The organism is Streptomyces sp. NPDC058751, from assembly GCF_042746485.1.
Classification (GTDB): Bacteria; Actinomycetota; Actinomycetes; order Streptomycetales; family Streptomycetaceae; genus Streptomyces.
In genome coordinates, this window is record NZ_JBHYPZ010000002.1 from 154,280 (window position 1) to 177,186 (window position 22,907).

General features: G+C 71.8%; 18 protein-coding genes and 3 pseudogenes. 5 read left to right on the forward strand and 16 right to left on the reverse strand.

Annotated elements, in window-relative coordinates; translation table 11 throughout:
• Positions 1–74: 74 nt before the first annotated feature.
• Positions 75–329, reverse strand: a complete 255-nt coding sequence (locus tag ACFW6B_RS02870; RefSeq protein WP_386591529.1) for a lipopolysaccharide assembly protein LapA domain-containing protein — start codon at positions 327–329, stop codon at positions 75–77.
• A 198-nt stretch (positions 330–527) separates the two neighbouring features.
• On the opposite strand from ACFW6B_RS02870, the gene ACFW6B_RS02875 reads away from it, so the two are divergent.
• Entirely contained in the window at positions 528–857 is a 330-nt protein-coding gene (locus ACFW6B_RS02875) for a hypothetical protein (protein WP_386591530.1), read from the forward strand.
• Between the two features lie 63 nt (positions 858–920).
• Here ACFW6B_RS02875 and ACFW6B_RS02880 read toward each other — a convergent pair whose 3' ends face one another.
• Positions 921–1,817: an NAD-dependent protein deacetylase gene (locus ACFW6B_RS02880; RefSeq protein WP_386591531.1), complete on the reverse strand. Its 897-nt coding sequence runs from the start codon at positions 1,815–1,817 to the stop codon at positions 921–923.
• A gap of 111 nt (positions 1,818–1,928) precedes the next feature.
• Between ACFW6B_RS02880 and ACFW6B_RS02885 the strand changes: the two genes are divergently transcribed.
• Positions 1,929–2,474: a kinase gene (locus ACFW6B_RS02885; RefSeq protein ID WP_386591532.1), complete on the forward strand. Its 546-nt coding sequence runs from the start codon at positions 1,929–1,931 to the stop codon at positions 2,472–2,474.
• A gap of 45 nt (positions 2,475–2,519) precedes the next feature.
• Here the strand turns inward: ACFW6B_RS02885 and ACFW6B_RS02890 are convergent, their stop codons facing one another.
• From ACFW6B_RS02890 to ACFW6B_RS02900, 3 genes are all read right to left on the reverse strand, one after another.
• The gene (locus ACFW6B_RS02890; RefSeq protein ID WP_386591533.1) at positions 2,520–5,444 is read right to left on the reverse strand and encodes a hypothetical protein; all 2,925 of its coding nucleotides are present in this window, start codon (positions 5,442–5,444) and stop codon (positions 2,520–2,522) included.
• A 2-nt stretch (positions 5,445–5,446) separates the two neighbouring features.
• A complete protein-coding gene (locus ACFW6B_RS02895; RefSeq protein ID WP_386591534.1) occupies positions 5,447–7,294 on the reverse strand; it encodes an HSP90 family protein in 1,848 nt (615 codons plus the stop codon).
• A gap of 145 nt (positions 7,295–7,439) precedes the next feature.
• Positions 7,440–8,429, reverse strand: coding sequence for a hypothetical protein (locus ACFW6B_RS02900; RefSeq protein WP_386591536.1), 990 nt, complete (start codon positions 8,427–8,429; stop codon positions 7,440–7,442).
• A 481-nt stretch (positions 8,430–8,910) separates the two neighbouring features.
• Between ACFW6B_RS02900 and ACFW6B_RS02905 the strand changes: the two are divergent.
• A pseudogene (locus tag ACFW6B_RS02905) lies at positions 8,911–9,212 on the forward strand (FAD-dependent monooxygenase); the annotation flags it as partial.
• Positions 9,213–9,257: 45 nt separating this feature from the next.
• Here ACFW6B_RS02905 and ACFW6B_RS02910 read toward each other — a convergent pair.
• The 3 genes from ACFW6B_RS02910 to ACFW6B_RS02920 all read right to left on the reverse strand — a co-directional run bounded on the left by ACFW6B_RS02910 (position 9,258) and on the right by ACFW6B_RS02920 (position 12,972).
• The gene (locus ACFW6B_RS02910) at positions 9,258–9,812 is read right to left on the reverse strand and encodes a DUF305 domain-containing protein (protein ID WP_386591537.1); all 555 of its coding nucleotides are present in this window, start codon (positions 9,810–9,812) and stop codon (positions 9,258–9,260) included.
• Complete coding sequence (locus tag ACFW6B_RS02915; RefSeq protein WP_386591538.1) at positions 9,788–11,158, reverse strand: DUF1996 domain-containing protein; 1,371 nt, start codon at positions 11,156–11,158, stop codon at positions 9,788–9,790. Before ACFW6B_RS02915 ends, ACFW6B_RS02910 begins: the two co-directional genes overlap by 25 nt.
• Positions 11,159–11,253: 95 nt before the next feature.
• Positions 11,254–12,972, reverse strand: a complete 1,719-nt coding sequence (locus tag ACFW6B_RS02920; RefSeq protein ID WP_386591539.1) for a discoidin domain-containing protein — start codon at positions 12,970–12,972, stop codon at positions 11,254–11,256.
• Positions 12,973–13,292: 320 nt separating this feature from the next.
• Between ACFW6B_RS02920 and ACFW6B_RS02925 the strand changes: the two genes are divergently transcribed.
• Positions 13,293–14,285, forward strand: coding sequence for a LacI family DNA-binding transcriptional regulator (locus tag ACFW6B_RS02925; protein ID WP_386591540.1), 993 nt, complete (start codon positions 13,293–13,295; stop codon positions 14,283–14,285).
• 337 nt (positions 14,286–14,622) lie between these two features.
• On the opposite strand, the gene ACFW6B_RS02930 is transcribed toward ACFW6B_RS02925, so the two are convergent.
• On the reverse strand, positions 14,623–15,336 hold the full coding sequence (locus ACFW6B_RS02930; RefSeq protein ID WP_386591541.1) for an endonuclease/exonuclease/phosphatase family protein: 714 nt from the start codon (positions 15,334–15,336) through the stop codon (positions 14,623–14,625).
• 344 nt (positions 15,337–15,680) lie between these two features.
• On the opposite strand from ACFW6B_RS02930, the pseudogene ACFW6B_RS02935 reads away from it, so the two are divergent.
• A pseudogene (locus ACFW6B_RS02935) lies at positions 15,681–16,072 on the forward strand (transcriptional regulator); the annotation flags it as partial.
• A 143-nt stretch (positions 16,073–16,215) separates the two neighbouring features.
• Here the strand turns inward: ACFW6B_RS02935 and ACFW6B_RS02940 are convergent.
• The 7 genes and pseudogenes from ACFW6B_RS02940 to ACFW6B_RS02970 all read right to left on the reverse strand — a co-directional run bounded on the left by ACFW6B_RS02940 (position 16,216) and on the right by ACFW6B_RS02970 (position 22,872).
• Positions 16,216–16,839 (reverse strand): hypothetical protein, encoded by a 624-nt coding sequence (locus ACFW6B_RS02940; RefSeq protein WP_386591543.1) that lies wholly within the window; start codon positions 16,837–16,839, stop codon positions 16,216–16,218.
• A gap of 467 nt (positions 16,840–17,306) precedes the next feature.
• A pseudogene (locus ACFW6B_RS02945) lies at positions 17,307–18,067 on the reverse strand (transposase family protein).
• Positions 18,068–18,428: 361 nt separating this feature from the next.
• Positions 18,429–19,010, reverse strand: a complete 582-nt coding sequence (locus ACFW6B_RS02950; protein WP_386591544.1) for a hypothetical protein — start codon at positions 19,008–19,010, stop codon at positions 18,429–18,431.
• 41 nt (positions 19,011–19,051) lie between these two features.
• Positions 19,052–19,900: a hypothetical protein gene (locus ACFW6B_RS02955; RefSeq protein ID WP_386591545.1), complete on the reverse strand. Its 849-nt coding sequence runs from the start codon at positions 19,898–19,900 to the stop codon at positions 19,052–19,054.
• Between the two features lie 296 nt (positions 19,901–20,196).
• Entirely contained in the window at positions 20,197–21,006 is an 810-nt protein-coding gene (locus ACFW6B_RS02960; RefSeq protein ID WP_386591546.1) for a hypothetical protein, read from the reverse strand.
• Positions 21,007–21,555: 549 nt separating this feature from the next.
• Entirely contained in the window at positions 21,556–22,338 is a 783-nt protein-coding gene (locus ACFW6B_RS02965) for a hypothetical protein (RefSeq protein WP_386591547.1), read from the reverse strand.
• Positions 22,339–22,500: 162 nt separating this feature from the next.
• Positions 22,501–22,872 carry a hypothetical protein gene (locus ACFW6B_RS02970; RefSeq protein WP_386591548.1) on the reverse strand — a complete coding sequence of 124 codons (372 nt, stop codon included), beginning with the start codon at positions 22,870–22,872 and terminating at the stop codon, positions 22,501–22,503.
• Positions 22,873–22,907 lie beyond the last annotated feature (35 nt).

Consider the following 22,907-nt stretch of genomic DNA (forward strand, 5'->3'; position numbering starts at 1 on the left):
TCATCTCCGCCCTGGGGGGTGCCGACGGCACGGCGCATGAGCCCGCGACGGGGCGGGGCGGTGGGGAATCCGGGCTACCGGCGTGCCCGGCGGTAGGCGATCAGCAGTCCCAGGAGGATGCCGACGAGGAGGGTGACGGTCAGGACGATCCACAGGGGGAGGGTCACCTGCGGGATCCAGAGCCGGATGGTCACGGAGCTGGTGTTGGCCGCGATGAACCAGATCGCCAGGCCCGCCAGCACGAAGAAGCCGATGTTGCGCAGCCGGTAGTCCCGCCCCTTGACCGTCACCGTGGACGGCCCGTGTGCCTTCGCGGTCTTCTGGCCCATGAAGCCAGTATCCGGCCGTTCGTCCGAGCGGGCGACTCGATGAGGCCGGTGACCGGCCGGTTCGAGCAGGAAATCCGGAATGCGGGCCGGACGGGACGGCGTCCCCCTCCGTCGGCCCCCGCCGGGCGGACGCGGCCGTCCTGCGGCCGGAGCCGACCGGTAGCCTCACCCCATGGACGCGCTCGTGCCCTTCGCGTCATGTTCGGCGGCCTCGCCGCGGTCCTGGGCTTCCTCGTATGGCTCGCCGCCCGCGTGCGCGCCCGGGGCCTGGCCGGCGGAGCCGTCAACGCGGCGCTCGCCTCGTACGAGGAGGCGTTCCGCGCGACCTCGCACGCGGCCCACGTCGAGATCCAGGTCCAGAAGGAACGCAAGGCACCGCTCCTGTCGCCCGACGACCACCGGGAGCGCGAGCCGGGCGGCAGGAGCCCGGCGGGTTCCCGGGACCGCCGGTCCGAGGCCCGCTCCCGCGTACGCCGCTCGCGATGGACCCTCCGCCGCCGGACCGGCCGCTTCCGGGGAGATCACTGAGCCGTGCCACCCGACGGGCCCCGGGCCGCCACGGTCCCGGCGGCTTCGCGGACCCGTCCGGGCTCAGGCCGCGGCCCCGTCCAGGGGGACGCCGAGCCGGCCGGCCACGGTGGTCAGGGCCGTACCCAGGGGCAGCGCGACCCGGGCGACGGCGTGCAGGTCGCCCCGGGTCGCGTCCCGGTTGACGATCAGCACCGGCTTCCCGGCCTCGGCCGCCTGGCGGACGAACCGCAGACCCGACATGACCGTCAGCGAGGAGCCCAGGACCAGCAGGGAGGTCGCCTCGCGGACCAGCCGACGGCAGTGCTCGACCCGCGGCGGCGGAACGGACTCGCCGAAGAAGACCACGTCCGGCTTGAGGACGCCCCCGCACACCGTGCACGGGACCACGTGGAAGTCCCCGACCTGCTCGTCGGTGAGGTCGGCGTCACCGTCCGGGTTGACGGCGGCCGCCACCGGGGCGAAGCCCGGATTGGCCTCCTCCAGCAGACGGGCCAGTTCGCGGCGCGGCGTGCGGGAACCGCAGGAGAGACAGACGACCCGCTCCAGACTGCCGTGGAGTTCCACGACGTCCCGACTGCCGACCGCCTGGTGCAGCCCGTCGACGTTCTGGGTGATGACCCCCGACAGCAGACCGTGCCTCCCGAACGCCGCCACGGCCCGGTGCCCGTCGTTGGGGCGGGCGCGGCCGAAGGTCCGCCAGCCCAGGTGGCTGCGCGCCCAGTACCGCCGCCGGGCCTGGGCGGTCGCGGTGAAGTCCTGGTAGGTCATCGGGGTGTGCCGGCGCAGGCTCCCGCCCTCGCCCCGGTAGTCGGGGATGCCCGACTCCGTCGAGATGCCCGCCCCGCTGAGCACCAGCACACCGCCGGTGCGCAGCGCGGCGGCTACCGGCTCCAGATCCGTCGTGCCGGGCGGGAGATCCCCGGAAGGGATCCAGCTCAGAGTGGGGCGCATGCGCATGCGTCCAGGGTACGGAAGGGCCGGCGTCCCGTACGGGCCCGCACGGCACCGCCGCGACCGCTCTCCCCGGTGCCCCGGAACGCCTCCTCCGCCGTCACCGGCCGTCGTAGGGTGACCGCCGTGAAGGTGGGAACGGAGGAGACCCGGCTGATCGTCCTGCGCGGCAACAGCGCCTCCGGGAAGTCGTCCGTCGCCGCCGGTCTCCGCGACGGATTCGGCCGCGGTCTGGCCCTGGTCGGCCAGGACAACCTCCGCCGCGTCGTGCTGCGCGAGCACGACCGGCCCGGAGCGGCGAACATCGGTCTGATCGACCTGACCGCCCGCTACGCCCTGGACGCCGGCTACCACGTCGTGGTCGAGGGCATCCTCTGCGCCGACCACTACGGCCACATGCTCGCCCGCCTGCGCACCGACCACCGCGGCCCGACCCACGGCTACTACCTGGACGTGCCGTTGACCGAGACCCTCGCCCGCCACGCCACCAAGCCGATCGCCGGCGAAGTCGACGAGGCGCGGCTGCGCGACTGGTACCGGCCGCTCGATCTCCTGCCCGGCGGCACGGAGACGGTCATCGGCGCCGGCAGCGCCCTGCACGAGACCGTCGACCGCATCATGCTCGAAACCGGTCTGGCCCACCTGCCCGCGCCGGACCGCTGACCGGGGCGGTGCCGGGAGGCGAGGGCTCCCGGCACCGCCGCGTGGTCAGTCCCCGTCGCGCAGCCGGGAGGCCAGGGCGGCCAGCTGTTCGGCTCCCTCGGCGTGGCCCCGGGCGGTCAGCAGGGACACCGCCTTGTCGAGGCGGGCGAGGGCGGGGGCGACGCGCTTCAGGTAGACGCCCTCGACGGCACCCGCGAAGCGGACGCACTCGGCCCACTCGTCGGCCCGGTCGTCCCCCGGTCCGGGCTCGCCGAGCAGGGCGAGCGACTTCTCCAGCGCGGCCAGGGCGTCCTCGTACCTCCTGGCGTAGGCGTTGACCCGCCCGTGTTCGTAGGCCAGGGCCGGGTCCAGGGGACGGCCCCGGGGCTCGTACCCGGCCTCGCGGGCCTCGTCGGCGATCCGGCTGGCGTCGGCGAGGAAGGCGAGGGCACCGGGGAGGCCGTCCTCGCCCTGCTGCTGGGCCTGCAGACGGGCCAGTTCACGCAGGCAACCGCTCAGCTGCTCGTAACGCGGTGCCCGCGCGTGGACGGCGATCGCCTGGGCCACGGCCTCGCGGGCAGGGCCGAACTCGCCGGACTCGCCGAGGAGCACGGCCGCCTCGGAGGCGATCATGCCGTGGCTTCCCGGGTCGTCGTCCCAGCCGGCCGACTCGGCCGCGAGGGCGACGAGTTCGGTGGTGGCGGCCTTGAGGTCCTCTCCCGCGTGCAGGGCCCGGGCGCGGGTCAGGCGCAGCTGGGCCAGGAGCCGGTCGTCCAGCTCTCCCGCCACGACGTCCGGTTCGGCCATCAGGGAGTCGAGCAGGGCGATGCAGTCCTCGACCCGGCCCATGTCGAGGCTGAGCTGGGCCGCGTTGCTGTAGGTGCAGAACGCGTCGGTGCGGCTGCCGTGACGGAGGTCGAGCTCCGCCGAGCGCGTCAGGTGGCGCAGCGCCTCGTCGGGCCGGCCCAGGTGCATGCAGACCTCGGCCAGGTCGCCGTGGAGGCGGCCGGTGTCGACCGCCTCGGCGGGCCAGTCGGCGGCCAGCCGCAGGCCCTCGGACAGGCTCGCGTGCGCGGCTTCCGCGTCGCGAAGGCCGAGCTGGAACCGGGCCCGCAGCCCGAGCGCGCGGGGCAGGTGCCAGGCGGGGCCGTGCTCCCCCAGCCGGCCGAGGAGGCCGTCGACCCCGGCGACCGCGGCGGGCAGGTCGCCGGCGAGGGCGTGCGTGCCGGCCTTCAGCAGCAGCGCGCCGGCGATCTGCCCGACGACGTCGTGCCGCGTGGCGAACGCGAGGAGCAGGTCCACCTCGGCGAAGACCGGTGCGGCGTCCTCCTCGTTCCCCGACGTCTGCAGACGCAGGGCGAGCACGGTGGCCCGCAGCCGCAGCATGCGGGCCTCGTGGACGGGCGTGAGGCCGGACGTCCCCTCGTGCAGGGCGACCATGGACGCGTGGGCGGCGGTCAGCGCGGCCGTTTTCGTCCCGGACCCGTCCTCGACGCCCTCCGCGGCGGCGAGCAGGGCACCGGCGCGGGCGAGCGCCGCCGGGCCCGGTGCCCCGGCGTCCTCGTACAGGCCCGCGGCCTCCTCGTACAGCGCCTCGGCCTCGGCGAAGTCGTCCTTGTCGCCCGCCCGGCCCGCCTCGTCGTCCAGCAGGTCCGCGCGGAGCAGTACGAGCGGGCCCACCGCCGGGTCGTCGGGGTGGACGTAGTCGCGGGCGGCCGTGAGCGTGCGCAGGCGTGCCCAGTGGGCCGATGAGTCGGGGTGTCCCTGTTCGTCCAGCTCCCTTGCCCGGAGGATCGATTCGCCGACCGACTCGGGCACGGCGGCGGTGGCACGGGCGGGGGGTGCGGCGGCCGGGACGGCCGTGGCCATGTCGTCCAGGCTGCGGGGGCGCAGGGTCAGCTCCAGCGCGTCCAGGAGCGGGGCACGGCCGACGCGGGCCCCGCGCCGGTCGGTGTGGGTGGTGGTCCCGTTGCGGGCGTCGAAACGCGCGGCGAGGTCGTCGGCGCGCTCTCCCGCCTCGGCGCGCAGCGCGGCCACCGTCCAGGCGCGGCCCGCGAATCCGGCGGCGGGCAGTTCGCCGTGGCCGAGGTGCTCGACCCGTCGGAGGAGGACGTCCACGCCGGTGAGGAAGTCGAGCATGTCCCGCGGCGACTCGACCTCGTCGAACAGTCCCCGGTTCTCGGCGAGCAGTTCCAGACCGCGGGCCTCGTTGCCGGTCAGCGCGCAGAACTCCAGGTGACGGCCGACCTCTCCGGCCATCGAGGGGTTGCGGCGGCAGGCGCGGTAGCCGGCGAGGTGCAGCTCGACGGCCCGTTCGAGGGCGCCGGTGCGCAGCAGGGGCAGCAGCGCGTGCGAGATGGAACGGGCCGGCTCCTCCTGGCAGGAGTCCTTGCCGGCGAGGACGGGCTCCCACACGCGCAGAGCCCGCTCGTCGTCGCCCGCCGCGAGGTGGTGGAGGGCGCGCTCGCAGATCTCGCAGGCCTCGCAGTCACTGAGCTGCGTGCGGGGCCGGCCGGCCCACAGTTCGAAGGCGAGGGCGGTGTCCTCGCCGATGTGGGCGGCGAGCTGGTACGCCTGTCCGTAGCAGGGCTGGAGGCCGAGGCCGGCCTTCTCGTACCGGGTGCGCATCTCCGTCTGCCACTGGCGCAGGCTGCTCAGCGGTACCTCGGGCAGCGAGAGCAGGGCGTTGGCCACCCACTTGAACCGCCAGAACAGCAGGTGGCGCAGGCGCGCGTCGAAGGCGTCGGGCTGTTCGTCGAACAGGGTGAGCAGACGGGCGAAGACGACGGGCGACTTGCGGGGTTCGGAGCCGTAGGTGTACGCCTCCTGCAGTTCGAGGAGAGCGCGGACGATCGGTACGGGCTCCGCGAACTGCTCGGCCGCCTCGACGAGTTCCTCGGCGGTGACGGTGCGGGTGCGGCCGTAGGGGCGGCAGCCGTTCTCCTGGAGCGCCCGGAGCAGCTCGTCGGTGGTCTGGGGTGCGGTCGGCATCGTCAGCTGTCCTTGCGGAGGGCGTGGGCGAGGAGGTCGAGGAAGGAGCGGTTGATGAGGCTCGACTCGGCGGGCCTGAGCGGACGCCTGGACAGCATCGCGGCCTGGCCGTAGAGGGCTTCGGCGCTGGTGCGGGCGAGCTCGGGCTCGGTGATGGTGACGGCGGTGCGGACCAGCGGGTTGAGCTGGTTGAGGATGAGCTGGGCCCGCGGGGCCTCCTGGCGCAGGGCGCCGAGGATGTCGCCCCACACGCCGCCCTCCTGCTCACGGGCGAGCTGGGAGCGGGTGCGCTCGTGCCGGGCCTCGCGGCTGTCGACGAGGAGGGCGGGCGCGGAGGCGGGCTGGAAGGAGCGCAGGGCGACGTCGCAGTCGAAGACGGCGAGGGCGTCGCGGGCCCGGGCGAGGTAGGCCGCGGCGGCCAGCTCCGTCTCCCGGTCGACGGGGTCGAGGTGGGCCGTGAGGGTCGCCGGGTCGAGGTCCGCGACGCTCGCCCCGGGCCTGATCTCCGGCAGCCGGTGGACGAGTTCACGGTCGTACGTGTAGCCCCCGTTGACGACGCCGAGCCCGGCGGCCGAGGCGATCGCGGCGACCTGCCGGAACTCCTCCACGCTCGACGTCACGAGCACGGTGCGGTGGGTGCGCGCGAACTCGTCGAGCGTGGCGTGCCCGTCGGTGGTCTCGAACGGCAGCCAGGGCAGCAGCATCCGCAGGATCTCGTCGTCGTGCACCGCCAGCGACTTGACGGCCAGGTGGTGCACCTGGAGGAAGCGGGCGAGCAGGTCCGGGTCGCTGGCGGCGGCCCGGGCGATCCACTCCCGCAGCCGTTCGGCCAGGGCGTCGCGGACGGCGGCGAGGGTGTCGTCCTCGTACAGGGACTCGCGGGACGCCGTCGGGCGCAGGCTCTCGGCGTCGACGACACAGCGGACGAAGAACGCCCACTCGGGCAGGATCTCCTCGGCCTGCTCGGACAGCAGCATGCCCTTGACGTGCACGCGGTGGCCGTGGCGGCGCCCGGCCGGCACCGTCTCGGGCAGCACGCAGGCGATGCCCTTCAGACCCACGGCCGGCAGGTCCAGCTCGATCGTGTCCAGCGGCTTGAACCCGAGGACGTCCTCGCCGTACGCGGCCAGGGCGCGCGAACGGGCTCCCGGCGTGGGGTACGTGACCGCCCAGGGCGCGGGTTCGGGGTTGACCGGCGCGGGCGTGCCGCCCGTCCCGTCGGTGAAGGTGACGGGGTGGCGCAGCAGGGAGCCGAAGTGCCGGGCCAGCGCGTGGACCTGGACCGGCCGGGTCCACTCGCCGGCGTCCGGGCGGGGCGTCAGGGTGACGGTGGTGCCGGGGCGGGGGCGGGCGGACGCGGGCAGGGTGCGCACGGTGTAGCTGCCGTCGCCGCGTCCCCGCCACTCGACGGCGGGGGCGTCGGGGGTGCGGGCGGAGCGGCTCAGGACGTGGATCTCGTCCGCGACCAGGAAGCAGGAGAGCAGACCGATGCCGAACTGCCCGATGAAATCGCCGCGTTGCTCGGCGATGCGCTCCGCGCGCTTGCTGCTGCGGCCGATCGTGGCGAGGAAGGTGTGCACGTCGGCCTCGGTGAGACCGACGCCGTCGTCCTCGACGCGTACGACCGAACCGTCGGCGTACAGACGGATCCCGAAGGCACCGGTCGGGGCACCCGGTTCGAGGGAGTGCCGGGCCGTCAGCGCGTCCACCGCGTTCTGCAGGAGTTCACGCAGATAGACGCGGGGGCTGGAGTAGAGGTGGTGGGAGAGGAGGTCGACGAGGCCGCGCAGGTCCACTTGGAACGTGCGGTCGTCGCCGACCGGGGTCGCGGCGGTGTCGGGCAGTGTCATCGGGCAGTCCGGAGGGGGAGAGGAGACGGGTGGCGGGATCGGCGTGCGTCCGGGCGCCGCGGTGGCGGGACCGGCGTGCTCAGGTGCTGCGGTGGCGGGACCGGTGCGCGCTCAGGTGCTGCGGTGCCGGCGGACCGGTGTGTGCTCAGGCGCGGCGGTGGTGGCGGGCGAACTGCTTCTCCGGCTCGGCGAAGTACGTCCAGGGCCAGCTCGTGTACGCGCCGTCGAGCGTCTGGAAGACACGCCGGACCGTGTGACGCTCGCCGGCCAGCGACAGCGCCATGGCGAACATGTTGAAGTCGTGCTGCCAGCCCGGGTGCCACGCATAGCCGGGGTGCAGGATGCTGTGGTCGGCCGCCTTCCGCAACTCGTCCTGGATCTCCGGGGTCTCGAGACAGTCCGCGCTGTCCGACTCGACCCAGTCCTCGATGTGCGCCATGGCGACGACGCAGCCGAGGCGGTGCCCCTGCGGGGCGCGGCCGATCGCGTCGCGGGCGAACGCCAGGGCCTGGCCGGGATCGCCGCCCCAGCGGGGCTGCAGCTGCGACACCCACTCGACGTGGGTCTCCAGGTCCAGCGGGTCACGGCGCAGAGCGGCGTCGAGCCGGGTCTCCTTCACGACCTGGGGCAGCGACATGCCCCGGGCGGAGGTGAGGAGGCGGCGCCACGGGGTGACCCAGTCCGGCCGCAGCTCGGCGGCCTCCAGCAGCTGCTCCTCGCCGATCAGGAGCCGCTCGCGGAAGACGCGCCACTGCTCCTGGGTGACGTTCACGGCACGCGCGCTGGTGCGCGCCTCCCAGCCCCAGTCGATGTGGCGCGTCCCGGATATCAGCAGGGCCGTCGCCCGGTGCTCCTTGTCCTCCTCGACGGCCCGGCCTATCCAGTCCTGCACACCGTCCAGCTCGGCCAGCTCGGCGAGGACCTTGTGGTTGCGGCCGAGATCGAAGGGGACCAGCGCGGCCTTGACCGCCTCCCAGTCACCCGCGTCGGCCGATTCCACCAGCTCGAGCACCCGTACGTCCCCCAGGGCGCGCAGCGTGTACACCCCGTTCCTGCCCCTGCGCGGCACCGGGAGCGCGTACGGATCCGCCGCCGTCGGTCTGTCCGCGTTCCTGCCCGTCAGCCTGCCCCACATGCCGCACCCTCCCCTGGTCCTTCATGATCGTCCGGTGCAGCATAAACGGACCCGCCGACACCGCCGCCACGGAGTTTCCCGGGTGCTTCACGATCCCGGATCCCGCGCCCGGGCCGGATCCCGCCGAGCCCGCCGACCGGGCGAGGCGGCGGGCGGTCCGGCATGGTGCGCGGGCCTGGACCGGAGGGCGGCCGGAGACCGGTGGCCCGGTTCCAGGATCGAGCGGGAGAGCGCATGGACGACCTCGGCAGCGCAGGCTCCCGCGGATCGGTGAGCGCCGTCACGGACCGGGGAGCCGCCAACCGGGCCGGGGTGCCGAGCACCGCCCTCGCCGGCGTACTGGCCTTCGCGCTCTCCTCCGGGCGTGGCAGTGGTTCTCCACCTGCCTCGGCGCCACCCTGCTCGCCGCTGATCCTCGCCCGTACCCGGGCGCCGGTTCCCGTCCCCGGCGCGCGGTCCGCGTACGTGCGGAGCCTGACGGCCTGTCGGACACCGCCGGGACCGCGTCCCCGGCGTGACCCTGCTCGGCGACGCGGTCCACCTGATGTCCCCCTTCGCCGACGAGGCCGCCGACCTGGCGATGCTCGACGGCGCCGAACTCGCCCAGGCCGTCGCCGCCCACCGGGGGACCGGGAGGCGGCCCTCGCGGCGTACGAGGAGGCCCTCTTCCCCCGCAGCGAGGCGTCCGCCGCCCAGTCCGCCGCCGGCCTGGAGACGATGTTCGGCGAGAAGGGGTCGGCGCGGATGACCGAGTTCTTCACGTCCGCGCGGGACGGCGCGTGACGGGACCGCTCCCTCCCTGACGGTGTCGGCCGGCACCGGAGGGCGTCACCGGAGGGCGTCGAGCCGGGTGATCTGCTGGGCCACGCTCCTCTCGATGACGGCGGCGAGGTCCTTCGCCCGCTCGGCGCTCCCTGACGTGCGTTCACTCGTGCACAGCCTGCGGACCTGGACCAGATGGGCCCGCAGGCTCTCGGTGAAGAGGCGGTCGAAGCTCTCCCCCGTCACCGTCCTCGCCCTGCGCACCGTGTCGAGCGTGACCATGCCCGGCATGTCGTGCCCCTCGTGGGGGCGGGTGTCGGGAACACCCGAGACCTCCAACAGCTCACGCAGATCGACGAGTTCGTCCTTCAACCTCCTTCCCGCCTCCTCGGCCCGGCCGGCCAGGGCCGGGCGACCGGCGCGGGCGGGCGCCAAGTCGACGAGCAGCGAGGCCCGTTCGTCCATGGGGATCATCAACTGGATCCATGCCGTGTCGGTGTCGTCGAAGGCGGCGGGCGCGGGCCTGTCGGCCGCCGGCTGCGGGGTGCAGCCGGCGACCGCCAGGCCCAGGAGCAGGGCGGCCGCCGTCCGCCGGGTCAGAACGTTCCGGCGGAGTTGCACTTGGCGCTCTGCACGATGCAGTCCTTCACGCGCTGCCCGAGGGCCGCGGTGTCCCAGGCGTTGAAGAAGTCACCGTGGATGGACGAGGCCATGCCCGACGCCAGGCTGAACCCGTCGGCGCTCCCGCTGGTCGGGTAGCCGATGACGAACGACACCGAGGGGATGGCGACCGGGTAGGCGCCGCTGCACTTGCCGTCGTAGGTGAAGGCGACGTGCGACTTGTGGTCCGGGCTGTCGAGGTGCTTGCCGTCCCAGCAGTCCGGGAAGACCAGCTGGTACACCAGCTTGGCGGTGGGGGCGCACAGCGGCCAGTTGCCGTCGGCGCTGCGGCCGGTCTCGCCGCCGGGTCCGGCGCACCAGAACTGGTTGGGCGAGCCGGCCGGGGTGGCCACCTGCGACTTGGCATTGCCCGCGATCATGCGGAAGCCCTGCGGGAAGGGCACGGTCGCCGTGGCATCGGGCAGCCGCGACCCGTAGTAGACGATCATCCCGTCGGGTTCGACCGCCTTGCCGCGCTCGTAGAGCGTGGGGATCCAGTACGCCGAGAGGTCCTTGGCGGGTGTGCAGGTCGTGCCCGTGTTGCCCAGCAGGCTCTGGGTGGTGGTGAACGCGTCGGTGCTCCTGTTGCCGAAGAAGCTGTGCATGTGGGACGCGCCGGGCAGGCCCGGGGCGACGATCGGGTCGTCCGGCTTGGAGTGGCTGTAGGTGCAGGTGGCGTTGAACTCGGGGACGCGCACGGCGTCGGCGGGCACCGGCGCCGGAGTCATCGCCCGGAACTGGGCCAGCTGGGCCTGCCACTTGGTCTGGTCGACGTCGACCCAGCCCGGCGCGGGCTCGTCGCCGCCGCTGACGAACGAGAACCAGTTGATGTTGACGAAGTCGCCGGGCGTGGTGCTGCGCAGGACCGCGAACACGGTCTGGGCGCCGGTCGGGTGGGTGGTGACGTCGGCGCTGCGCGTCGCCCAGGTCTGCCAGCCCCCGGTGGGGCCGGTCTGGAACACGGCGAGCAGGGGACCGGTCAGCGAACCGGTGCGCAGTTCGACGGACCCGCTGCCCGTGGCGGCGGCGATGCGCGCCGACACCGTCAGGCGGCCGGCGGGCCCGAGGTCGACCTGGTCGAAGCGCATCCAGTCGCCGTCGGCGAGGTAGGCGGCGTTCTGCCCGCCGCCCATGTCGGCGGTCGTCTCCAGGACGACGCCGGACTGCGCCGCGTAGGACTCGGCCTGGACGGTGACGGTGGCGGCCCGCGCCGCGGGGGCGCCGAGGGTGATGCCGAGGGCGGCGGCCAGGGCGATCACCAGGGCACCGACCAACACGGGATAGAGGTGTAAGGAGTGTCTGCGCATGTCACTTCCTCATCGGAGGGGGTGGGGCGGCTGCGGTCCGGCCCGGGACCGAGGTGTCCGGGCCGGACCTGACAAGGGGGCCGGTGCCGGCTGCGCTACTGGTACACGCGCACGTAGTCGACGAGCATCCGGGACGGGAACGGCGTCGACGCGTCGGTCGGGCCGGGCCAGTCGCCGCCGACCGCGAGGTTGAGGATCATGTAGTGCGGGTGGTCGAAGATCCAGGGTCCGCGCGTGCGCTCCACCTGGTCCTTGTCCAGGGTGAACACGGTGCGCCCGTCGAGGCTGAAGACGATGCCCTTGCTGTTCCAGTCGGCGGCCCAGGTGTGGAAGTCGTCCGAGAAGTCGGCGCCCGAGGGCAGCCGGTAGGGCGAGCCGATCCCGTTGCCACCGTTGTAGGCGGGGGCGTGCACGGTCGAGTAGGCCGTCTTCACGTCCTTGCCGAGGACCTCCATGATGTCGACCTCGCCGTTGTACGGCCACGGACGGCCGGTGAGGAAGTCGGCGCCCATCATCCAGAAGGCGGGCCACAGCCCGTTGCCCTTGGGCACCTTGACGCGGGCCTCGACGCGTCCGTAGGTGAACTGGAAGGTGGCGCCGGTGTTCATGCGGGCCGAGGTGTACTGGCAGGTGGTGCTGCCGGTCAGCGGGTCGGGCGGGCAGGCCCGGCCGGGGCTGGCCTCCTTGCGGGCCTCCATGACGAGGTGGCCGCCGCCGTCGAGCGCGGCGTTCTGGTGGTCGGTGTAGTACTGCAGCTCGCCGTTCTGGCCGGTGCCGGGGTCGGCGCGCCACTTCGCCGGGTCGGGCTTGCCGCCGACGGCCCCGTCGAAGTCGTCGCTCCACACCAGCCGCGGCGGCTGCGCCGGGTCCGGCGGCAGCGGCGGCGCCGGGACGGGGGAGCCTCCGGTGCCGTACACCTGGAACTCCCAGAGGGAGTAGCCGTAAGGGGTGGCGCGTTCGGTGCCGTACATGCGGACGTGGCGCCCCGTGCCGGAGACGGCCAGGGTCTGTTTGAAGCCGGTGCCGGACGTGGTCGAGTAGACCGGCGTCCAGTCGGTGCCGTTGGGCGAGACCTGGATCTGGAAGGACTTGGCGTAGGCGGGGTCCCACTGCAGGACGACCTTGGTGATCTGCGCGGTCGCGCCCAGGTCTACGGAGATCCAGCCGGGGTCGGTCCAGCCGGTGGTGGAGCTGGTCGCCCACCGGGAGGCCGGGTCGCGGTCGAAGGCCCGGGCCGGTGTGCACTCCCAGCAGTTGCCGTCGCTCTGCGACGAGGAGGCCGCGCCGGTCTTCCCGTACGACAGCAGGGTGTCCCCGCCGCCGGGGTCGCCGCCGGCCGTGCCGTACACCTGGAACTCCCAGAGCGAGAAGCCGTATTGAGTGCCGCGCTGGGTGCCGTACACGCGGACGTGGCGGCCGGTGGCCGTGAAGGTCAGGTTCTGGGTGCCGCCGGTGCCGTCCGCCGTCTCGTGGACGGTGGACCAGGTCTCGGCGTCGTCCGACACCTGGATGCGGAAGGCCTTGCCGTAGGCGGCCTCCCACTGGAGGGTGACACGGCTGATCCGGGCCGGGGCCCCGAGGTCGACCCTGATCCACTGCGGGTCGGAGAAGGCGCTGGACCAGCGCGTCGCCGGGTTGCCGTCGACGGCTCCCGGCGCGGTGAACGGGTCCTCGGTGCTCGACGCGACGACGGGCCGGCCCTGCGACAGCAGGGTCTCGGCGGCGTGGGCGCGGGGCGCGGGCAGGCTGACGAGGGTGAGCAGGACGGCCGCGACCAGGGCGGGTAAGCCGAAGCGGCGGAGCAGGGGATGCACGGGCGACTCCTCAGTGGGGGAAGGGTGAGGGAGCGCTCCCTGAGGGGTGAGAATGGGCCGGTGCCGGTGGCCTGTCAAGGCTTTCGGCAACAGGCCCGTAACACCACCGACGCACGTGCCGCGTGTCAGGGAACGGTTCCTGAGATCCACTGCGGCGGTGCGCGCGACGCCGGCCGACCGGCGCCGGAGACCGGCCGGTCGAGGCGAGGGACCGTCAACCAGGTGCACGGGAGGCGTCGTTGACAGGCGGATCGGGCCGAGGTCATCCTGGGGGAAACGCTCCCTGGACTCGACGACCGGGCACCGGTGATCGGAAGGCGATGAAACGACCCACGCTCACGGTGGTCGCCGCCCGGGCCGGCGTGTCCAAGTCGAGCGTCTCCCGGGTCATCAACGGGGAGACCACCGTCGCGCCGGAGATCCGGGACGTCGTCATGCAGGCGGTGCGGGAACTCGGCTACGTGCCGAACGCCGCCGCCCGCAACCTGGTCACCCGCCGCACGGACGCCGTGGCCGTGGTCGTGTCCGACCCGCCCAAGGGCGTGGTGTCCGACGACCCGCTGTTCTCCACCGTGGTGCGCACCGTCAGCCGGGAGTTGGAGGCCGTCGGCAGACGCGTGGTGCTGATCCTCGCCGAGTCCGACGAGAGCCGGGCCCGGGTGGAGCGCTACGTGGCGGGGGGCCACGTGGACGGCGTGATGCTCGTGGCGCTGCACGGCGCCGATCCCCTGCCGGCCGCGCTCGCCCGCATGGGCCTGCCCGTCGCGTCCTTCAACCGCACCGCCGCGACGGACGTCCCGTACGTGGCGCTGGACAACGCGGGCGGTGCGGAGCTGGCCGTACGGCACCTGCTGGAGCGGGGCAGACGCCGGATCGCCACGATCACCGGGCCGCTGGAGCTGTACGAGTCCCGCGAACGGCTCGAGGGGTACCGCGCGACCCTGCGGGACACCGGCCGCCGCTCGATCGTCGCGCTGGGCGACTTCACACGGGTCTCGGGCGCGGAGGCCATGCGGCAGCTCCTGGAGGACGACCCGGACGTCGACGCGGTGTTCGCGGCCAACGACCTCATGGCCATCGGGGCGCTGCGCACCCTGCACCAGGCGGGCCGCCGGGTCCCCGACGACGTGGCCGTGGTCGGGTTCGACGACATCGAGGCCGCCGCCTACACCACTCCCGCGCTCACCTCGGTGCGCAGTTCCATGGTCGACCAGGCCACCGCGACGGTGCGCCTGCTGCTGGCGCTCATCGAGGGCGGCCCCAGGAAGCCGGTGATCATGCCGAACGAACTCGTGGTCCGCGAGTCCAGCTGAACGGAGGGCCCGGGCCCGTTTCCCCGCGCCGGTGGTCTGGTTCCAGATGGTGAATGGGACGGTCGTCTCGAAGTGGTGGCGGGCGGCGGCGAGGTTCGCGGCCCACCGGGCGTCCTGCGACCGGGGCGCACCCGCTTTCTGGCTGGCGACAGGTGGGACCGGTTGCTCTCACCTGAGATCCTGGATGAGCTCCGCCGAGCTGACCTTGACGGCGTCTTGCTGGATGAGGCAGCCCGGTCCAGCGGCAGCCCGTGGGACCGGGGCCTGTCGAGCAAGTGACGGTGAGTCGCTGTCGCGTCTCTTCCTCGACTCGTTGCCCAGCGGCGGGGTGGGTGGCTCACATGGTGACGGTCGCGCGGACCAGGTTGTGGTCCGAGAGGCCCTTCGTGCTCTCGACCGCGGCGTTGCCGGCAACAGCGCCCCGCACGACCACGTGGTCGATCCACTGTGCCTTCGAGCCTGACGTGCGCGGCCGTGTCGGCAGGCTGTTTGGCGGGAGGTCCACGACGGCGAAGCCAGTGCCCAGAGCCGACGCTACGGTGGCACGGTCGGTGTTGAAGTCCCCGAGAAGTACTGCTGCGTATCCCCGGGGAGAGGTGGCCAGTTCGGCCAGGCGTGCCAGCTGGCGCGTGTGCCGCTGATCGCCGCTCACGTGCGTGGCGACGATCAACGTTCCGGCGGTCTCGACGGCGAGCGCGCCCTTCCCCGGGTCGTCCTCGAAGGACTCGGCAGTGATCTCCCGGGTCGGTCCGTCGACAAGGAGCACGAGGTACTCCTCGGGGTTGCGCAGCGAGCAGGTGCCGTGGCGCGGTGTCGGGACGCGCGGGTACCTCAACGCGTGGATGGTCCGGTCGGTCAGCGCAAGGCGGAGGCTGGCCAGTTGGTCACCGCTGACCTCCTGCAGGGCGATGACGTGCTCGTCCCGTCCCACCAGCAACGCCGTGACCGCGGCGATCCGCTCCGACTCGTCCGGGCAACTTCTCAGGACGTCCTCGCCCCAGTTCTCGGCGTGGACGCGGTGCAGAACGTTCCAGCTGGCAACCGTGATCACACTTCGCGATGTTAGACGGTGATGTCCCACCCGTAGTCCGGTCCGACAACTGAGCGGAACAGGCCATGAGCCCATCGGCTGCCGGCCTGTCGAGGAAATGCCGCGGATCTGAGACTCAAGCCGCATGACACGGCGTGAGACAGTGCGAGAACACCCAGCTCACAGCCTCGGCGTATGTCGCCGAGATGGAGAACCCACACCTCAGTTGCCCCTCGGCCACCCCGCAAAGGCGCTGAGTGGCCCGCACAGCGCCGATCTCTCCCCCTGCCGGGCCCTCCGCCCGCTCCGGGGCGGAGATCGGCCCTCGCAACGCCCCACAGGCGATCAGGGAAGGAGCCCCGCGGATGCCCGAGAGGAACCTCGAGTGCGGCAAGTGCGGCAAGTGCGGCGCACGCGGCATCAAGGGCCATGAGGCCGTCGCCCGCCAACTGGACGCGCTCGCCGGATACATCGCGCCACCCCGATCACCGCCCGGCGCGGCCTGCTCGCCTGCCTGCACCACCTCACCCGCACCGCCGCCTGCGACGCCCGCCTGACCGCCGCGCTCCGCACCATCAAAGCCTGGCTCGCCGGTACCCGCCAACCCTCCCGCGCGAACCTCGCCGCGATCGAGCGGGCCTACCGCACGGTGCGCCGGGAGAACGTGGTCCGCTGCCTGCTCGCCCGCCTCAACCGCGACGGGCGCGGCATCCGCGTGGAGGTCCACCCGCTCGACCAGCCCCAGGTCGCCCGGCCCTCGGTGGCAGGCACTCCACCCCGACGGCAGCTCAGCACCGGTGTGACGGAGCACTGCATCTGGCCCGTATGGACAGCCTCGATGCTCGGAATCGGCCCGATGACGACTGACAATTCGCTGTGGCTGGAGGACGCGGCGCTCTTTCAGTGTCCCCAGCCTGCGTAGATGATGACGTTCTCGCCGTTGTCCCTGGCTCCGATGCATACGTCGCGCCAGTCGAGCAGCCAGCCGCTGGAGCGGCAGCTCTCCTGCTGGAGGCCCAGTTCGCGGATGATCTCCGGGCGGGACAGGCCGTTCTCACTGGTGACCGTCGCGGCGCGCCAGCAGCCGCCGGAACCGCAGCTGGTGCCTTCGTCAACCATGGTGATGCCTGGCGGCAGTGAGGGGAGGGCTTTGGAGGGCGGGGCGTCCGAGCCTTCGCTGATCATCAGGGTGTACAGGAGGCCGGCCGCGAGGGTGAGGGCGAACTGCGTCCCCAGGAAGCCGATCGCTTTGTTGCGGCGGGGGATCCATTCCGGGGGAGGGGAGTCCTCGTGCCGTCCTTCCAGTCCCGCGCCGCAGGCGATGAGCAGGGGCGCGAGAGCCGTGAACACGAGATGGGCGTCGGGCCTGGGAGCGTCGATCCAGCCCTGCTGGACGCTGATCAGCAGACCGGCTCCGGTGAGCAGCGCGCCGTCGATCGCGAAGCCGACGGAGCGGGTGCGGGCGATCGTCCCCCAGACGACGGTGGGCGCGACGGCGAAGAGTATTCCCAGGACGGTCAGCATGCACGGGAGACGTGCGGCCCCGAGCGCTCGGTTTCACGAGGCGCAGCCGGGCAGGAGCATCCTGCCGCATCTCAGCCGCCAGCCCTACCGGTACGCCCTGCAGCAAGCCGCCCCGCTCAGGACTGTTGGCCGGCGCCGGCTCGCCCAGCTCGACTCCGACCACGGCCTGCTCGGCCCCCACGAACAGCCCGGCCGACCAGGAGAAGGAAGACAGCCTCCAGCCTGTCCCAGGGCAAGCCGACCCGCGAGCAGCCACCCCCTCCACTCGCCCGACCAGCCAGGCAAGACCCCGGCGTTCCTGCCGCCGGCGCTTGCGTGCCCACTGCCGTACCCACTTCCGCTGTTCCCTGACCCGCAGTCAACGGCCCGTCTCGGCCCCGCCCCGAACACCAGGAAGCTGCTGGTCCAATGGGTGTTGCACAAGGCTGAGTGTGGGCAGGGCGGAGTGGGTGAGCGGGGTCGCCTGCTCATGTCGGGAGGGCGAGGTTGTGCATGTGGGTGACGGTCTGGACCGCGTGATGGAGACCGTCGCCCCGATGGCGGCAGTCACGCAGGATCTTGTAGTTCTTCAGCCGGCCGATGACGTGCTCCACTCGCGCACGGACCTTGCGGTGCTCGGCGTTGTCGTCCTCCTGGGCCTTGAGGAGAGGCCGTCCGGGGCGTTTGCGGTGGGGCACCGCCATGCCGCAGTCGAGATAGGCGCCGTCGCCCAGCACGGTCACTCCCCGGCAGTGCCGGCTCGGCCCGGACGCCCGCCAGGCATGGGCATCCGCGGCGGTGCCCGGCACCGGCCGGGCGGCCGCGATCACCAGCCGGGTGTCAGCGTCCACGACGACCTGCGCGTTCGCCGAGAACCGGTGGTTGTGCGAGGAGGCCGCCACGTTTCGGTCCCGCAGCGGGATCAGCGTGCCGTTCACGATCCACAACCGGTCCGCGGCATCCGCCGGAGGGCTGACAGGCTCGATGGCGAGCAGGGGCCCAGCCGCCGGACGACCTGGCACACCGTGGAGGAGGAGACACCGAACAGCGGGCCGAGCTGCCGCATCGTGAGGTTCGTGCGGTAGTGCACCGCGACCATCAGCACCTTCTCGGCCAACGGCAGCGACCACGGCCGGCCCCGCAACGTGCCGTCGCCGCCCCGCTCCCGCACCACCTTCAAGAGACGGGCGAACTGCGTCACCCGCAGCCCGGTGAACGTCTCCACCCCCACCCGCTCAGCCCTTAACAGCCCAGCCCTACACCAGAGATGCCCAGCTCAGAGCCTTGTGCAACACCCTTTGGAGGACGTGCCCGCGTGTACAAACGCGGTGCAGAACGTCCGGGCGGCATCCGGCTCCAGTATTGAGCCTCCTTCTTGCTGAGCGCCAGGATGATTCGTCTGGACTGCGCGTAGTGTCAGTCGCTGCTGAGGAAGGGTTCGGCCTCCGCCCAAGGGTGGTCGTGCGTCGGCGGCCCAAAGAACACCAGACAGTTGACGTTCGTGCTGTCCGCAGCAGCTTCGTCCAGACCTCCTCCACCTTGGTGTCCGCGCCAGCGGCCCGCGCCGGCATCGGAAGTCACGGACCGCAGCGGCCCACGCCGTATGCGGTTCAGCTCGTGAAGGTGAAGTACTTCCACGCGCCGTGCGTCGTCGAGTTCACGGTGTCGCCCGAGGAGGAGTTGACGTACGAGGAGCGAACGCGCATGCGCCAGCCCGTCTGGTGCTCGCCGGTCAGTTCCACCTTGGACACGCCTGCGGAACTGAGCGTGAAGTACTTCGAATCGTTGTCGTACCAGGTGCCGTTGGAGTAGATCTGGAACTGGAGGCGCTGCTTGCGTCCCGGGTAGGCCGTCATCGTGTTGGTGAACAGCGGGTTCTTGGTCTTCTTGAAGTGGTAGTAGGTGTGGCCCCAGGTGGAGGCCGTCTTGTAGTGCCCGCTCACCGACGTCGACACCTTGACCTGGGCGCCGACCGTGCTGGTCACCGTCTTCGGCATGTAGCGGGCGTCGCCCGGGAACTTCGCCGTGACCTTGGTGTCCCGCTTCAGGTCCAGGGCGACGGACAGGTTGCCGCTGGAGTTGACCGTGCCGGACTTCACCAGGGTGTTCGGCTTGTCCGAGCCGAACGGGTCGGCCCAGATCTCCACCTTGCGGTTCTTGTACGTCGTGCCGAGGTGCGCGGTGAACGTCACGTCGGCGCCGTACGAGTAGACCTTGCCGTTGTTGTTCAGCGTCAGGGCAGTCGCGGCGCGCGAGACCTCGACGGCGTCGGAGCCGGTGCCGGAGGCGTGGCCCGCGTGGCCAGCGCCTTGCCGCTCGGCGACTCCAGGTCGGTGCGGGGCACCGTCAGCTTGATGCCGGCGGGCAGCGCGCCCCTGGAGGAGACCTTGCCCTTGACGGTGAGCTGCTTGGCGCGGGTCGCGGTGGCCGGGGCGTCCACGGTGATCGAGGTGGCCGCCTTGGTGGGCGCTTCCAGGACCCGCAGGGAGTACGCCCCGGAGATGCCCGCCGCGACCGCACCGTTCGGGGCGATGGCGACCGCGTTCGGATAGGCGTCGCTGGCGTAGGAGCCGTCCGCGGTGAGGTCGGACGTCCTGATCACCTGGTGGTAGTAGGGCGCACCGCTGGCCACGATGACGTGCTGGCCGTCCGGGGTGACCTGGAGGTCCCCGAGGTTGCTGGCGTCGTGGCCAGCGAACGCCGTGCGGGTGAGGGGGCCCGAGGAGACGTCGTAGGAGGCCATGAACACCGGGCTCCCGCCGGTCGCGGCCGCGATCAGGGTGCCGGAGCCGGGAGCGGCGTCCAGCACCGGGGCGTTGTACCAGATGGAGCCCTCCTGCTCGAGGGTGACCACGGGCTGCTCGACGGAGATGTCGACCGAGCCGATGTTGCCGTCAGGGGCCTCTCCATAGCTGAACCACAGCTTGCCGCCCGCCAGGGCGACGCTCTGCGGGATGTCACCCACCGTGTAGCGGACGGTCTCGGTGCCGGTCGCGGTGGTGTCCGCGGTCGCCGGCGTGGCGGTGAGGACGGCCGAGCTGAAGAGGGCCGCCAGTGTGGTGGCGGTCGTGAGGGTGCGCATACGCACTGGTGGTTCGAACCCCCCGGAACGAGAAGAGGATGTCGGCGCGTCCGATGATGTGTGGGAACTGTAGGGCGCGTGTGACTGGTGAGCGAAGAGTGGGTCATGCCATCAGCGCAGTCGGCACAGGGGTTCCGTCGTGGACGGGTGAACCTCCAGAGACGCAGAGTCCACGTCGGTGGCGCCGAGCCGCACCGGCTCCGACGAGAGCTGCCGTCAGGGCACCGGCATGCAAAAGACCCCGCCGGAGCGGGGCCTTCGCTGAGCAGCCGGGCGCGGTGACCGTGGAACGGGTCTCAGGTCACGTCGACGTAGTCGCCGGATGAGTTGCTGGCACCGGTGGTGGTGTTGCCGCCGTAGCTCCAGCGCCAGGTGCCGTCCTGGGAGGCCGTCACGGTGGTCTTCAGGTGGCCGGTACTGCTGGCGGTCACCGTCTTGATGGTGGAGTAGCTGCTGGAGCCGGCGGGCTTGAACTGCAGCTTCACCAGTCGGCCACCGTAGTTGTCGTAGCGGTGCTGACTCCAGTTGGCGTGCTGCACGGTGCCGGTGACGGTGATCGGCTTGCCCTTGGCGACGGGTTCCGGGGACGCGTTCGCGTTCTGGATGCGCGAGGCACGCTGGAGGCGGACCGTCGCGGAGAGCAGGTCGGTGTCGTAACCGCCGTTCTTCTTGATGGCCGTGCCGAGGGTCTTCCATTCGGCGGCGTCACTGTTGACGAGGTGGTTGCCATTACCGCCCGGCATGCCGTCCGGGTCGATGGTCATCGTCTCGTCGCAGTCGCGGAAGGTGTAGCCCCCCGCGGAGGACGTCCTGCAGTTCCACTGGATCGTGGAGATCGCGAGCAGGTACTTGGTGGACCCGTTGCTGCGGTACGCGGAGACCCACCAGTCGTCGAGCGACACGCTGCTCTTCACCGTGTACGTCAGCGGGGCCTCGACCTCGGCACTGATGCCGACGACGATGGGCTTGCCGTTGTTGAGGACGACGTTCGAGAACGAGATGTCGCCTTCGGCCGCGTGTGCGGCCGGCGCCGTGAGTCCCACGCCCGCCAGAGCCATCCCCCCGGCCGCCGCCGCGGCGGCCACGCGCCGCGAGGTCGCCGGCATTCTCCGCTGCACAGCAGCGGATTCTGCAGTGATCAATCCCCACCCCTGAGTCGAGTGTCTGAGCGGCGGGTCGACTGCCCGCCGCCGGAACTCTAGATCATCCAGGAGCGGCACCCCACGCCGCTCCGCACCCGGTGACCAGGCATGCTGGCCGAGCCCCCGAGCAACCAGATGCGCCACATATCGGGTATCCGGGCGGCCAGTAGAGGAACCGTACGTCCTGGTGCCGGGTGGTCAGCAGGGTCCAGCGCAGTGCCTGGGCGACAGACGCTCGGGCCTCGGTGGCATCATCGGCTGCTCCTCGGGAGGTGTTTTCATCCTCGGCGCCGCAGGTCAGGGCAGCTGTTTCGCTGGTGGGGCCGAGGCGGCGTTCTGCGGGACGCTTCGGTAGCGGCATTCGCGGTGCGATGGAGCGTTTCAGACGGCAAGCGCCGGTCGTGCGCGCATCGAGGCTGCGATGCCGCTCTCCCCAGGGGCGCATCCCGTGGGCCTGTGCAGCCCGCGGGATGCGCCGTGGCCGGGGAGGACTTTTGCGGTGTCGTCCGCCGGCTACTTCAGGTTGAGCACGTCTCCGGCCGACGTCTTCAGTGAGGTGGTCGTGGTGCCGGGGAAGTGCCAGCGCCAGCTGCCCGCCGAGGTGACGGTCACCTTGGCGGTCAGCTTTCCGGCGTCACCCGTCGTCACGGTCCTGACTGTGCTGTAGTGGGCGGCGCCCTTCTTCCTGAACTGGAGTTTGACCTGCTGCCCGGTGAACCCGTGGTACTTCAGGTCCTCCCAGTTGGCCCGCGACAGCTTGCCGGTGACAGTCACCCTGGCACCCTTGGTGACCTCCCCGGGCGTGATCACCGTGGTGAGCCGGGCGGCGCGCTTGACCTTGTACAGGGCGATACGGTCGGAGATCCAGTAGTCGCCGTCGTTCGCCTTGACAGTGGCGTTGACCTGCCAGACTCCCGCGGCCTTGTTGCTGTCACTTCCGCTGTAATCGGGGATCCAGGCCGGCGTGACGGACATCGTGGCCCTGCACACCGATGTCGTCGCCGACTTCTTGGTGCAGGACGTGCCGGTCCAGTCCACGAAGCCGCCGCCGGCGGCGCTGGAGGTGTTGTACGTGCTGACGTGCGTCAGCCCCTTCACGCCCGAGCCGTCCTTGACGGTGATGTCGATCGGGTACCGGATCGTCTTCGACGTTCCCACGATGACGTTGCCGCCGTTGTTGACGACGGTCTTCACCACCCGGACGTCGCCCCGCCCCTCCGCGTGCGCTCCGGTCGCCGTCGCCAGTAATAGGGCCGCAGCCCCGCCGGCCGCGGCCCAAGCCGTTCTGCCTCGCATAACCCTCCCTTTGTCGTGTTCGTGCCACACGAGGCTATGCGATCAGAAGCATTGCCGTGACGACACGGACCTCCTGGGCTGGTGTGAGAGGGCTCCGCGGTGAACCGGTTCAGGAGCCGCCAGGGCAGATTTCCTTCCAGGGACCTCCATCCATCTACTCGCTCATGCGGCCATCAACAGGTCGCCCGTCCGCACGTCACGCAGCGCCTTGCGGCTGCCGTCGGCCAGGACCACCTCGGTCGTGCCGGGGAAGCTGTTGGCCGAGCACGCCGTGCGGAGCTCCTCGTGGATCTGGACCTCCTTGTACTTGATCTTCGAGGTGATCGTGCAGTTGCCCTTGTAGGCGAGGTGGTTCCACCAGTGGTCGCAGCCGTCGGTCTTCTTGATGACCTCCGGATCGCCGATCTTCTCGATGTGGTCGACGACGTGGAACACGTTGCCGATCGAGCCGCCGTTCCCGTCGGGGACGGGTCCGGTCCGTCGGCGTTCGCGTATTCGTTCTCCTGTGCGGTCGTGCCGCCTTGATCGCGGCATCTCCACCGGTGTTCCATGACTTCCGCAGGAGCGTC

Bases quoted from the DNA above. Each gene is read 5' to 3' on its own strand.
- ACFW6B_RS02870 (WP_386591529.1), bottom strand. From the start codon at position 329: ATGGGCCAGAAGACCGCGAAGGCACACGGGCCGTCCACGGTGACGGTC.
- ACFW6B_RS02875 (WP_386591530.1), top strand. From the start codon at position 528: ATGTTCGGCGGCCTCGCCGCGGTCCTGGGCTTCCTCGTATGGCTCGCC.
- ACFW6B_RS02880 (WP_386591531.1), bottom strand. From the start codon at position 1,817: ATGCGCATGCGCCCCACTCTGAGCTGGATCCCTTCCGGGGATCTCCCG.
- ACFW6B_RS02890 (WP_386591533.1), bottom strand. From the start codon at position 5,444: ATGCCGACCGCACCCCAGACCACCGACGAGCTGCTCCGGGCGCTCCAG.
- ACFW6B_RS02895 (WP_386591534.1), bottom strand. From the start codon at position 7,294: ATGACACTGCCCGACACCGCCGCGACCCCGGTCGGCGACGACCGCACG.
- ACFW6B_RS02900 (WP_386591536.1), bottom strand. From the start codon at position 8,429: ATGTGGGGCAGGCTGACGGGCAGGAACGCGGACAGACCGACGGCGGCG.
- ACFW6B_RS02915 (WP_386591538.1), bottom strand. From the start codon at position 11,158: ATGCGCAGACACTCCTTACACCTCTATCCCGTGTTGGTCGGTGCCCTG.
- ACFW6B_RS02925 (WP_386591540.1), top strand. From the start codon at position 13,293: ATGAAACGACCCACGCTCACGGTGGTCGCCGCCCGGGCCGGCGTGTCC.
- ACFW6B_RS02940 (WP_386591543.1), bottom strand. From the start codon at position 16,839: ATGCTGACCGTCCTGGGAATACTCTTCGCCGTCGCGCCCACCGTCGTC.
- ACFW6B_RS02955 (WP_386591545.1), bottom strand. From the start codon at position 19,900: ATGCGCACCCTCACGACCGCCACCACACTGGCGGCCCTCTTCAGCTCG.
- ACFW6B_RS02960 (WP_386591546.1), bottom strand. From the start codon at position 21,006: ATGCCGGCGACCTCGCGGCGCGTGGCCGCCGCGGCGGCGGCCGGGGGG.
- ACFW6B_RS02965 (WP_386591547.1), bottom strand. From the start codon at position 22,338: ATGCGAGGCAGAACGGCTTGGGCCGCGGCCGGCGGGGCTGCGGCCCTA.
- ACFW6B_RS02970 (WP_386591548.1), bottom strand. From the start codon at position 22,872: ATGCCGCGATCAAGGCGGCACGACCGCACAGGAGAACGAATACGCGAA.